This is a genomic window from Rhodoferax sp. (assembly GCF_028715765.1).
Taxonomy (GTDB): Bacteria; Pseudomonadota; Gammaproteobacteria; order Burkholderiales; family Burkholderiaceae_C; genus Rhodoferax.
Window position 1 is genome coordinate 1 of the sequence record NZ_JAQURE010000068.1, and the last position, 10,966, is coordinate 10,966.

The window sequence follows — 10,966 nt, forward strand, 5'->3', positions numbered from 1 at the left end:
TTGGCCACGGGTGCCAGGGAGTCTTCAGGTTTGAACTCGCCCTCGGTGGGGCGACCCAAATGGCTGGTCACCATGACCGCGGCACCGGCAGCCAACGCCATTTGAATGCACGGCACGCTGGCGCGGTTGCGGGTGTCTTCGGTGATGTGGCCTTGCTTGTCTTGCGGCACATTCAGGTCGGCACGGATGAACACCCGTTTACCGCTGGCCGCACCACTGGCAATCACATCTGCAAAACGCAATACTTTCATTTGAAATTCCTCAAAACCATTTAAATAGCTTCGCGACACGGGCGCCGCGCCGGCAAAAAAAGGGTGACCATCAACCGCGTCACCCTTTTTGCTTGTTGAATCAGGCCTGATGCAGCGCCGCCACACGTGCCATTTCAAGGCACTTGTTGGAGTAGCCCCACTCGTTGTCGTACCAGCTCACCACCTTGACAAAGGTTCCGTCAAGTGCCAGACCTGCTTCGGAGTCAAACACGCTGGTGCAAGGCTCGCCACGGAAGTCGGTGGAGACGACTTTTTGGTCGGTGTAGCCCAGCACGCCTTTGAGCGCGCCTTGGCTTTGCGCCTTCATCTCGGCACAAATCTCAGCGTAAGTGGCGGCGTTGTTGAGCTCCACAGTGAGGTCAACCACTGACACGTCGCTGGTGGGCACACGGAATGCCATGCCAGTGAGCTTTTTGTTGAGTTCAGGAATCACCACACCCACCGCTTTGGCTGCGCCGGTGCTGCTGGGGATGATGTTTTCCAAAATGCCACGGCCGCCGCGCCAGTCTTTGTTAGACGGGCCGTCTACGGTTTTTTGGGTGGCAGTGGCAGCGTGCACAGTGGTCATCAGGCCGCGCTTGATGCCCCATTTGTCGTTCAGCACCTTGGCCACGGGGGCCAGGCAGTTGGTGGTGCAAGAGGCGTTGCTCAAAATGGCTTGGCCAGCGTATGCGGTGTGGTTCACGCCGTAGACAAACATGGGGGTGTCGTCTTTGCTAGGGGCTGACAACACCACTTTGCGGGCACCGGCATCCAGGTGTTTTTGCGCGGTGACTTTGTCCAAAAACAGACCGGTGGATTCGATCACCACATCGGCACCCACCTCAGCCCATTTCAGGTTGGCCGGGTCGCGCTCTTGCGTGAGGCGAATGCGTTTGCCGTTGACGATCAGGGTGCCAGCATCGACCGACACCTCGCCCTTGAAGCGGCCATGCACGCTGTCAAACTGCAGCATGTAAGCCAGGTATTCGGGTTCGAGCAAGTCGTTGATGCCGACGATTTCGACGTCTTTGAAGTTTTGCACTGCTGCGCGAAACACCATGCGGCCGATGCGGCCAAAACCATTGATACCTAGTTTGATTGTCATTGCATGCTCCTGTTAAAAAAATTAAAAATATGTAACAAAATTAGCCTCTAGCGCTTATAAATAAAGCGTAAATAGCTATTAAATTAGTAGTTCCGAAAAATCTTGAATGACCCGGTCTGGCGCGCAAGCTTGCACGCTTTGACCCATGTTGTAGCCGTAAGGCAGCAGCCACACCGGCACGCCCGCACTGCGTGCCGTAGCGGCATCAATGCTGGAGTCGCCCACAAACAACGCCCGCGTGGGCAGCACACCAAACTGGCTCAAACACTGCTGCACCCCGGCGGGGTTGGGCTTCTTGGTGGGCAGCGTGTCGCCACTGACCACCGCGTCAAACAAGCCTTGCAGCTGGTGCACCGCCAGCACCACCTGGGTGTAGTGGCCTTCCTTGTTGGTGACCACGGCCAGCTTGACCCCTTTGGCGCGCAAGGCCTGCAAGGTCTCGCGCACCTGGGGGTAGGGCTGGCTGCGGGTGCCACAGCGGCGCGCGTAAAAGCCGTCATACACCGGCATGATCTTGCCCAGCAGTTTGCTGGTGCGCACCTGTTCAGGCGTGCTGCCGGTAACTTGCACCAAGGCTTTGACCATGAGCTCGCGCGTGCCGTGTCCAATCCAGTCGTTGACTTGGGTTTGCGTGACCAGTGGCAACGCAAAACGGCTCAAGGTGTCGTTGACCGCATCCATGATCTCGGGGGCGGTTTCCACCAACGTGCCATCCAGGTCAAACAGCATCAAGTCAAACGCGCGCATCACCCTCCCCTTTCAGTTGCTGGAAGGCACCACTGTGTCGGGCAGGGGCTCGGCACGGCGGTGGGCGGCGCGGTGCGCCAGCGTTTTGACCGCGCTGACCACGCGCTCGGCGGTGATGCCAAAGTGCGCATACAGCTTGGGTGCAGGTGCCGACTCGCCAAAAGTGGGCATGCCAATCACCACGCCGGTGCGGCCGACGTATTTGCGCCAGAAGTCAGGGTGGGCGGCTTCAATGGCCACGGTGGGCATGGACAGCGGCAACACCAGCTCTTGGTAAGCCTCGGTTTGGCGGTCAAACACATTGCTGCAAGGCATCGACACCACGCGGGTGGGCACGCCTGCGGCGGCCAGCTCGGCTTGGGCTTTCATGGCAATCTCAAGCTCGGAGCCAGTCGACAAAATGGCCGCTTGCGCACCTTCCATGTCAGACAAGATGTAGCCACCCTTGCGGATTTTGTCGACTTGGGCGATGTCGCTCAAGCGTGGCAGGTTTTGGCGTGACAGGCACAGCGCGCTGGGGCCATCACGGCGCTCCACCGCGCAAGCCCAGGCCACGGCGGTTTCCAGACCATCGGCCGGACGCCACACGTCCAGGCCGGGGATGATGCGCATGCTGGGGATGTGCTCAATGCTTTGGTGGGTGGGGCCGTCTTCGCCCAAGCCAATGCTGTCATGGGTGAACACATGGATGACGCGGATTTTCATCAGCGCGGCCATGCGGATGGCGTTGCGGCTGTAGTCGCTGAAGGTCAGGAAAGTACCACCGTAGGGGATGTAGCCGCCATGCAGGGCAATGCCGTTCATGATGGCGGCCATGCCGAACTCGCGCACGCCGTAGCTGAAGTGGTTGCCCCACACGTCGCGCTTGGCACGCACGCAGCCTTTGAAATTGGTCAGGTTGGAGCCGGTCAGGTCGGCACTGCCACCAAAAAACTCGGGCACCAGCGGCGCAATCACGTCCAGCGCGTTTTGGCTGGATTTGCGGGTGGCAAAAGCGGTGGCGTTGGCGGCAATGCCAGCCAGCACTTCAGGCAGTTTTTCAGCGTAAGCGGGCAACAAGTCACCCGCCATGCGGCGCACAAACTCGGCTGCTTGGGTGGGGTATTTGGCTTGGTAGGCGGCAAACTGGCTGTTCCACTGAGCTTCGGCGGCAGCGCCACGGGCTTTGGCATCCCAAGCGGCGGCAATGTCGGCGGGAATCTCAAACGGGGCAGCAGTCCAGCCCAGTGCATCGCGGGTGGCTTGCACTTCAGCGGCGCCCAGCGCGGCACCGTGCACGTCGTGCGTGCCAGCTTTGTTGGGCGAGCCCATGCCGATGACGGTTTTGCAGCAAATCAGGGTGGGTTTGCCGTCGGCCAGCACGGCTTGGGCTTTGGCCGCTTTGACGGCAGCGTCCAGCGCGGCAGGGTTGTGGCCGTCCACCGCTGGGATCACGTTCCAGCCATAGGCATCAAAGCGCTTGGGGGTGTCGTCGGTGAACCAGCCTTCCACATGGCCGTCAATGCTGATGCCGTTGTCGTCGTAAAACGCCACCAGTTTGCTCAGGCGCAAGGTGCCAGCCAGCGCGCAGGCTTCGTGGCTGATGCCTTCCATCATGCAGCCGTCGCCCAAAAACACGTAGGTGAAGTGGTCCACGATGGCCGCGTCGGGCTGGTTGAACTCTTGCGCCAGCAGCTTTTCAGCAAACGCCATGCCCACCGCGTTGGTGATGCCTTGGCCGAGCGGGCCGGTGGTGGTTTCCACGCCGGGGGTGATGCCAAACTCTGGGTGACCGGCGGTTTTGCTGTGCAGCTGGCGGAAGTTTTGCAGCTCGCTCATGGGCAAGTCGTAACCGGTGAGGTGCAACAGCGCATAAATCAGCATGGAGCCGTGGCCGTTGGAGAGCACAAAGCGGTCGCGGTTGGCCCAATGCGGGTTGGTGGGGTTGTGGCTGAGGTGGCGGTTCCACAGCACTTCGGCAATGTCGGCCATGCCCATGGGCGCGCCGGGGTGGCCAGACTTGGCTTTTTCAACCGCATCAACCGCCAGCATGCGGATGGCGTTGGCCATTTGTTTGGCAAATTCGGGGGTGGGAGTGTTCATATGAATCTCAAATAGGGTTACGAAATAGCGTGACTTTAGCCAGAACGCCGCAGAACCGGCTTTGCCAGGCTGCAAGGCGTTGCCCCCAGTGGGGGGCGGCGGCGCAGCCGACTCAGGGGGCGTTTAAGTCTTTCAACCAGCTTTCTTTTGCCGCTCCATCATGCGCCACACAAAGGGTGTGAAGATGAGTTGCATGGCAAGCTCCATTTTGCCGCCTGGCACCACGATGGTGTTGGCGCGGCTCATGAAACTGTCATCAATCATGCTGCGCAGGTATTGAAAGTCGATGCCTTTGGGGTTGGCAAAGCGGATGACCACCATGCTCTCGTCGGCGCTGGGGATGTCTCGCGCAATGAACGGGTTGCTGGTGTCGACCATGGGCACGCGCTGGAAGTTGACGTGGGTGTGCATGAACTGCGGGCAGATGTAGTTCACATAGTCGGGCATGCGGCGCAGGATGGTGTCGGTGACCGCTTCGGTGCTGTAGCCGCGTTGTTTTTTGTCGCGGTAGAGTTTTTGAATCCATTCCAGGTTGATGACCGGCACCACGCCAATCAGCAAGTCAGGGTGCTGGGCAATGTTGACCTCTGGCGTGACCACCGCGCCGTGCAGACCTTCGTAAAACAGCAGGTCGGTGTTGGCGGGCACGTCTTCCCAAGGGGTGAAGGTGCCGGGTTCTTGTTTGTAAGGGGCGGCTTCGTCGGGGTCGTGCAGGTATTTGCGGCGCTTGCCGACACCAGTGAGGCCGTAGTCGCGAAACAGTGCTTCAAGTTCAGGAAACAGGTTATTTTCAGGGCCAAAGTGGCTGAAGTTTTTGTTGCCTGCGGCTTCAGCCTCAGCGGCCTTGATCTTCATGGCTTTGCGGTCATGGCGGTGAAAGCTGTCGCCTTCAATCACCGCGGCGGTGATGTTTTCACGGCGAAAAATGTTCTCGAACGTGCGGGTGACCGACGTGGTGCCTGCGCCGCTGGAACCGGTGATGGCGATGATGGGGTGACGAATGGACATGGTGGGTGTCTCCTGAAGTTTAAAAATTTATAAGAAATTGGCCTCTAGAGCTTGATGGATAAGCGTGAGCAGCTATTTTTTTAGTAGTACTGCGCACGTTTTCAGGCTCAATCGCGAAACAGGCTGCGCTCGTGAAACAGGGGGTTTTCTGGTTCCACAGCCACCGGCTCGCGGTGGTAGCGCTCAATGCGTTCGACCTCGTTTTTGGAGCCAAAGACAAAGCCAATGCGTTGGTGCAAGCTGGTGGGTTGCACGGTCATCATCGGCACTTCGCCGGTACTGGCACGGCCGCCGGCTTGTTCCATGATCATGCCCACGGGGTTGGCTTCGTACAGCAGGCGCAGACGGCCTGGTTTGGAGGGGTCTTTGGTGTCACGTGGGTACAAGAAGACACCGCCGCGCATCAAAATGCGGTGGGCTTCGGCCACCATGGAGGCAATCCAGCGCATGTTGAAGTCTTTGCCACGGGCGCCGGTTTTGCCAGCCAGGCATTCGTCCACATAGCGTTTGACCGGGGCTTCCCAGAAACGGGCGTTGGAAGCGTTGATGGCAAATTCGTGCGTGTCTGCGGGAATCATCATCTTGGGGTGGGTCAACATGAACTCGCCCAGATTCGGGTCGAGCGTGAAGCCGTTCACACCGTCGCCCACGGTCAGCACCATCATGGTGGTGGGGCCGTAGAGCGCGTAGCCTGCCGCCACTTGTTTGGCACCGGGTTGGAAGAAGTCGGTATCGACCACGTCACGACCTGAGTCAATCACGTCTTGCGGCGCACGCAAGATGCTGAAAATGCTGCCCACCGACACGTTCACGTCGATGTTGCTGGAGCCGTCCAGCGGGTCAAACACAATCAGGTAGTTGCCGCGTGGGTATTGCTTGGGGATTTGGTAGGGGGCGTCCATCTCTTCACTGGCCATGCCCGCCAGGTTGCCCGACCACTCGGTGCGCTGCATGAACACGTCGTTAGAGAGCACGTCGAGCTTTTTCTGGGTTTCACCTTGCACGTTGATCGAGCCACCCTCGTCGGCTGCATGGTTGCCCATGACGCCAGCGAGTTCGCCATAAGCCACGGCTTTGGCAATGCCTTTGCAGGCCAGTGCCACGTCCAGAATCAAGGCGTTGAAGTCGCCACTGGCACTGGGGAAACGGCGGCGCTCTTCAATCAAGAATTGCGTCAGCGTGGAGCGGTTGGATCTGAGGGTCATGGACATGGTGAAGTCTCCGTTAGTTATAAATAATGTAGCTGCTTGTGCTTGTATACAAAGGGCTAGAGGCTGATTTTGCTTGTATCTGATCAGGCTGGGTGGGCGGCGCGGCGCAGTGCCTGCATGATGCCTTTGTAGCCGCCATCGGCATCAGGCGCGCTGAACACGGCACTGCCGGCCACGCAGGTGTCGGCACCGGCGGCCACAATTTCTTCAATGTTGTCGGTTTTGACACCACCGTCTACTTCCAGCCAAATGGGTTGGCCACCGGCGGCGACATGGGCGTCGATCTTGGCACGCACGGTGCGCAGTTTGGCCAGCGTGCTGGGAATGAATTTTTGGCCACCAAAACCGGGGTTGACGCTCATCAGCAAAATCATGTCAAGCTTGTCCATCACGTGGTCAAGCCAATCCACTGGGGCTGCGGGGTTGAGCACCAAGCCAGCTTTACAACCCAGCTCACGGATCATCGACAAGCTGCGGTCCACATGCTTGGAGGCTTCGGGGTGGAAGGTGATGATGTTGGCACCGGCCTTGGCAAACAGCGGAATGATGGAATCCACCGGCTCCACCATCAAATGCACGTCAATCGGAATGCTGACATGCGGGCGAATGGCTTCGCACACCAGCGGGCCAATGGTGAGGTTGGGCACGTAGTGGTTGTCCATCACGTCAAAGTGCACCAGGTCGCAACCAGCGGCCTCAATGGCGCGCACTTCTTCGCCCAGGCGGGCAAAGTCGGCCGACAAAATGCTGGGAGCCAAACGCAAAACTTGAGATGAAGGCATGGGGCGGGCTTTCTGTAAAGTTGAAATTCGTGAGGGTAATGCAGTTCTGGACGGCTTTAGCGCGCTGGCGCAAGATGCCACTGGCGCAACTGCTGCAGGTTGACCTGGCTCAAATCGGGCACCACTTTCAGGGCACCGGCAAAGTCGTGGTGGGCGGTGAAGCTGTTGGGGGTGACCACGGTGGCCAAGCCCGCAGCGGTGGCCGAGCGCAGGCCGTTGCTGGAGTCTTCAAAGGCCAGACAGGCCGCGGCAGGCAGTTGCAAGGCTTGCAACATTTGCAAATACACCTGGGGATGCGGTTTTTTGATCGGGGCGGTAGAAGCATCGCCGATAGCGCTGAAGTTCATGCGCCAGTCGCTGCCAATGGCGTGGCGCAGCAGTGCGGCAATGTTGACCGGTGACGTGGTGGTGGCAATGGCCAGCTGCAGTCCGGCTTGGAGCGCTTCGTCCATGAGCTTGAGCACACCGGGGCGCAGGCTGACGGCGCCGCTGTTGACTGCGTTTTCATAGGCGGCAGTTTTGAGCTCGTGGATGCGGCCAATGCGGTCTTGCAGGGCATTGGCATTGATCGCCAACATGTCGGGGTTGACCTGCTTCCAGTAGTGCAAGATGCGCTCTTTGCCGCCAGAGATGTCCAGCAGCTGGGTATAAAGCGCCAGGTCCCACTGCCAGTCCAACCCGGCTTCTTTGAAGGCGTGGTTGAAAGCTGCCAAGTGCACGCTTTCGGTGTCGGCCAAGGTGCCGTCAACATCGAAAATGAGCGCTTGGAGTGCAGCATGTGCCATGGGGGTGAATCCTTAAAAAGGTGAAGCAGGTGCCGTGTTTTCGGCATGGATTTACTTTAATCGCCCTAACCCATAAACTCTAATCACGTTTTATTAAAAAATCATCAGCATCAGCTGATGAACTTTAGGTATTTGGTTTTTAAAGGAGTTGCCCATGCGCCCGTACACCTTCAAGCAAATCCAGACTTTTTTAGAGGTAGCGCGCCAAGGCTCGGTGTCCAAGGCGGCTGAAAAGCTGTTTGTGACGCAGCCTGCGGTGTCAATGCAGCTGCGCCAGCTGGAAGAGGCTTTTGGACTGGCACTGGTGGAGCCGATGGGGCGCAACATTCAGCTCACGGCTGCAGGGCAGGTGTTTTTGACCCACTCCACCAGCGCCATGGGGCAGTTTAGAGACCTGGAGGCTCTGATGGCCGAGCACATTGGCCTGAAAAAAGGCCGCATGGATTTGGCTGTGGTCAGCACTGCCAAATATTTTGTGCCGATGCTGCTGGTGCGTTTTAACAAGCAGTTCACTGGCATTGAGGTGAACTTGCACATTGACAACCGCGAGAACGTGCTGGGGCTGCTGAGCCGTTTTGAAGTGGATTTGGTGGTGATGGGGCGCGCGCCCAGCCACATGGACTGCGTCGCCAAACCCTTTGCCACCAACCCGCTGGCCATCGTGGCCGCCCCCGACCACCCGCTGGCACGGCGCAAAAATTTGAACTTTGAAGACTTGGCCGCGTACCAGTTTGTGGTGCGCGAAGAGGGTTCTGGCACGCGTGCCGCCATGCAGCGCTTGTTTGACGAGCACCAAACGCCGCTCCATGTGGCCATGTCAATGCCCAGCAACGAGACCATCAAGCAAGCCGTCATGGCCGGCATGGGCTTGAGCTTTTTGTCACTGCGCACCGTGCGCCACGAGCTCGCCAGCGGTCACTTGGCGCTGCTGGATGTGGCCGAGCTGCCGCAAATCAACCACTGGTATGTGACGCACCTCAAAAGCAAAAAACTCTCGCCCGCAGCCATGGCCTTCAAGCAATTTTTGATTGTGCAAGGCGGGGCGCTGATGGATACCTGGAGTTGATGGGTTTGAGAGGTCTAACGTCAAAGCTACGCGGCGACGCGCTTGCGCGTGGCTCGACCTGAGCGCCCCGTTAAACCTTGCGTTTCTTGCGCAAAAGCCAGCATGCTCGCCAAAGCCTTGTTGACGGCCTCAGAAGTAGGAAATGCCTTCTGGATTTCGGGCTGAAGTACCACGACATTGCTGCCTTGCATGAAGTGTTTCAGGTACTTGCCCCTTACGCCCGTGCCAAGCTCACTGCGCTTCAATTCGGGGATGTCTTGATCAGCCATTTTTGTAGATGCTTTTTTCATACCGTGTTGCCTTTCTGGCGCTGATGATTCGCATGCCGTTTCGACGTTCTGTGTGGATGACCACCAAGAGCCGCGATTTATTGGACATGCCGTAGGTTCGACTTCGATCTTCAAATTCGCTGTGGTCGGTGTCAGAGAAAGTCAGCGCCTGACCATCGCCAAAAACGCTCACCGCTTCTTCAAACGATACACCGTGTTTTGACACATTGCTCGCGGCTTTCTGATCATCCCATTCGAAATTGAACATGCGAAACACTTGGAAGGTTTAATGTTTGAGGTAACCGGCTCGCTAAGTCAGGCGGCGTAAAAGGCTGGCGTAGCGGGCGGTTACCAAAGGGGTTATGCGTCATCTACGACGCGTCGTGGTTTACCGCTGAAGAATCTGGACCTAAACCAACCAGCAAGTTTTTCGAGAATGGCAGTTGCTATCGATAACACCACCAATCCGAACGCGAACGAACCATTTATTGTCAGCGTCTCCGCCAGCTTGACGTTCGTAATCGAATCGACGAGATTGATCACAAACCAACAGAGAAGCATCCTAAGAAGTAAGGAGAGGACAGTTTCACCGAGAGAACGCTCAATGGATCGCCTATCCACCAATTGCCGACTGATTGGTTGCAGCTTACTTACCCCATCAACCCTAACATTGCATGACACTTTGGGGTTCCTTCCAGCCACGAGCGCCTGAATGACTACATACTCACCTTGATTCAACAGCAAGGGCTGAAGGACAAGCTTACTTTCGTTGGCATCGATTCTTGCTTCAAGATTCTCTGGGCTACGACGGCTAATCTCTGCCGACAATAGTCGAACAGTTGATCCAAACTCGAACGTTGCTGGTACGGCAAAGTCACCCGCACGGAATGGACGATTCCCCGAGTTCTTGAACGCAAAGACAAGTAAGCTGACATCACGAACAAGAGCTCCGTCTAAAGTGACCGTAACGCGGCTTGACAGGCTGTCGTGAATAGTCAATAACTCCCGCGCAGAGAGCACCCCAAAAGCGAGTTCAGCGCGTGAGCTTTGTGCGCGGTATATCCAGATCGCGACAGCTACGCTGATGACGATTCCGAAAAACTGCCAGGCCTGGTCGCGGAGAAAGTCGAGCATGAGGTATTGATTACGCCTAACGTTCAAGCTCAGCCCGCTTCCGCCGCCGGCTGAGCTTGAACGTTAGGTATGGCCTTAGGCAAGACGAACATTTTGCTGTCGCATGACGCGAGCCAAACTGAGCATTTTTGTGAACTCTGTTTTGTAAGTGTTTGGTACACCAATTTCTGCACAGAACGATGCGGGGTCAACCCCTTCTAGGGCAGCAGCATTTTTCAAGACTTGGAAATGAAACATTGCAATTTTTTGCTTCTCGAGAGCGGCGTTATGCACCGCTTCTCTAATTTCTTCGATCATCGCTTCATGGTCTCCTATGTGAAATGACTAACTCAATGTAAGGAGCCATGCCCGTGTCTCCCTAACATGACACTTATCGCCCTAACATTGAACCGAAAAACTCTCTGAAATCCGCATGGAATATGGGTTATCGACGATTTTCGTTAGTGTGAATGGTCATAACAGTTCCAAGAAATACCAGCACCCAAGTTTTTACACCAACTCTGCTGCTGGGTCAGTGTGCTGC

Annotated in this window: 13 protein-coding genes; 1 reads left to right on the forward strand and 12 read right to left on the reverse strand. The window is 57.2% G+C overall.

Annotated elements, in window-relative coordinates; translation table 11 throughout:
* The 8 genes from pgk to PHT20_RS15465 form a co-directional block, all read right to left on the reverse strand.
* Positions 1 to 251, reverse strand: a 251-nt coding sequence (gene pgk / locus PHT20_RS15430; protein WP_301021215.1) for a phosphoglycerate kinase, incomplete at its 3' end; no start/stop codon positions are given.
* Between the two features lie 100 nt (positions 252 to 351).
* Positions 352 to 1,359 (reverse strand): type I glyceraldehyde-3-phosphate dehydrogenase, encoded by a 1,008-nt coding sequence (gene gap / locus PHT20_RS15435; protein WP_301021216.1) that lies wholly within the window; start codon positions 1,357 to 1,359, stop codon positions 352 to 354.
* Positions 1,360 to 1,437: 78 nt separating this feature from the next.
* On the reverse strand, positions 1,438 to 2,106 hold the full coding sequence (locus tag PHT20_RS15440; protein WP_301021217.1) for an HAD-IA family hydrolase: 669 nt from the start codon (positions 2,104 to 2,106) through the stop codon (positions 1,438 to 1,440).
* Between the two features lie 12 nt (positions 2,107 to 2,118).
* A complete protein-coding gene (gene tkt / locus PHT20_RS15445) occupies positions 2,119 to 4,188 on the reverse strand; it encodes a transketolase (RefSeq protein WP_301021218.1) in 2,070 nt (689 codons plus the stop codon).
* Positions 4,189 to 4,320: 132 nt separating this feature from the next.
* Positions 4,321 to 5,196, reverse strand: coding sequence for a phosphoribulokinase (locus PHT20_RS15450; protein WP_301021219.1), 876 nt, complete (start codon positions 5,194 to 5,196; stop codon positions 4,321 to 4,323).
* Between the two features lie 107 nt (positions 5,197 to 5,303).
* Positions 5,304 to 6,401, reverse strand: coding sequence for a class 1 fructose-bisphosphatase (locus PHT20_RS15455; RefSeq protein WP_301021223.1), 1,098 nt, complete (start codon positions 6,399 to 6,401; stop codon positions 5,304 to 5,306).
* A gap of 89 nt (positions 6,402 to 6,490) precedes the next feature.
* Positions 6,491 to 7,189 (reverse strand): ribulose-phosphate 3-epimerase, encoded by a 699-nt coding sequence (rpe, locus tag PHT20_RS15460; RefSeq protein WP_301021220.1) that lies wholly within the window; start codon positions 7,187 to 7,189, stop codon positions 6,491 to 6,493.
* 56 nt (positions 7,190 to 7,245) lie between these two features.
* Positions 7,246 to 7,974, reverse strand: coding sequence for an HAD-IA family hydrolase (locus tag PHT20_RS15465; RefSeq protein ID WP_301021221.1), 729 nt, complete (start codon positions 7,972 to 7,974; stop codon positions 7,246 to 7,248).
* Between the two features lie 154 nt (positions 7,975 to 8,128).
* Here PHT20_RS15465 and PHT20_RS15470 point away from each other — a divergent pair, with 154 nt between their 5' ends.
* On the forward strand, positions 8,129 to 9,040 hold the full coding sequence (locus PHT20_RS15470) for a LysR family transcriptional regulator (protein ID WP_301021222.1): 912 nt from the start codon (positions 8,129 to 8,131) through the stop codon (positions 9,038 to 9,040).
* A gap of 26 nt (positions 9,041 to 9,066) precedes the next feature.
* On the opposite strand, the gene PHT20_RS15475 is transcribed toward PHT20_RS15470, so the two are convergent.
* The 4 genes from PHT20_RS15475 to PHT20_RS15490 all read right to left on the reverse strand — a co-directional run bounded on the left by PHT20_RS15475 (position 9,067) and on the right by PHT20_RS15490 (position 10,740).
* A complete protein-coding gene (locus PHT20_RS15475) occupies positions 9,067 to 9,330 on the reverse strand; it encodes a hypothetical protein (protein WP_300084388.1) in 264 nt (87 codons plus the stop codon).
* Entirely contained in the window at positions 9,302 to 9,577 is a 276-nt protein-coding gene (locus tag PHT20_RS15480) for a BrnT family toxin (protein WP_300084387.1), read from the reverse strand. Before PHT20_RS15480 ends, PHT20_RS15475 begins: the two co-directional genes overlap by 29 nt.
* A 92-nt stretch (positions 9,578 to 9,669) precedes the next feature.
* Positions 9,670 to 10,443, reverse strand: coding sequence for a hypothetical protein (locus PHT20_RS15485; protein WP_300084386.1), 774 nt, complete (start codon positions 10,441 to 10,443; stop codon positions 9,670 to 9,672).
* A gap of 75 nt (positions 10,444 to 10,518) precedes the next feature.
* On the reverse strand, positions 10,519 to 10,740 hold the full coding sequence (locus tag PHT20_RS15490) for a hypothetical protein (RefSeq protein WP_300084385.1): 222 nt from the start codon (positions 10,738 to 10,740) through the stop codon (positions 10,519 to 10,521).
* Positions 10,741 to 10,966: the final 226 nt, after the last annotated feature.

Coding starts and splice junctions, on each gene's coding strand:
- gap (WP_301021216.1), bottom strand. CDS start 1,359: ATGACAATCAAACTAGGTATCAATGGTTTTGGCCGCATCGGCCGCATG.
- PHT20_RS15440 (WP_301021217.1), bottom strand. CDS start 2,106: ATGCGCGCGTTTGACTTGATGCTGTTTGACCTGGATGGCACGTTGGTG.
- tkt (WP_301021218.1), bottom strand. CDS start 4,188: ATGAACACTCCCACCCCCGAATTTGCCAAACAAATGGCCAACGCCATC.
- PHT20_RS15450 (WP_301021219.1), bottom strand. CDS start 5,196: ATGTCCATTCGTCACCCCATCATCGCCATCACCGGTTCCAGCGGCGCA.
- PHT20_RS15455 (WP_301021223.1), bottom strand. CDS start 6,401: ATGACCCTCAGATCCAACCGCTCCACGCTGACGCAATTCTTGATTGAA.
- rpe (WP_301021220.1), bottom strand. CDS start 7,189: ATGCCTTCATCTCAAGTTTTGCGTTTGGCTCCCAGCATTTTGTCGGCC.
- PHT20_RS15465 (WP_301021221.1), bottom strand. CDS start 7,974: ATGGCACATGCTGCACTCCAAGCGCTCATTTTCGATGTTGACGGCACC.
- PHT20_RS15470 (WP_301021222.1), top strand. CDS start 8,129: ATGCGCCCGTACACCTTCAAGCAAATCCAGACTTTTTTAGAGGTAGCG.
- PHT20_RS15475 (WP_300084388.1), bottom strand. CDS start 9,330: ATGAAAAAAGCATCTACAAAAATGGCTGATCAAGACATCCCCGAATTG.
- PHT20_RS15480 (WP_300084387.1), bottom strand. CDS start 9,577: ATGTTCAATTTCGAATGGGATGATCAGAAAGCCGCGAGCAATGTGTCA.
- PHT20_RS15485 (WP_300084386.1), bottom strand. CDS start 10,443: ATGCTCGACTTTCTCCGCGACCAGGCCTGGCAGTTTTTCGGAATCGTC.
- PHT20_RS15490 (WP_300084385.1), bottom strand. CDS start 10,740: ATGATCGAAGAAATTAGAGAAGCGGTGCATAACGCCGCTCTCGAGAAG.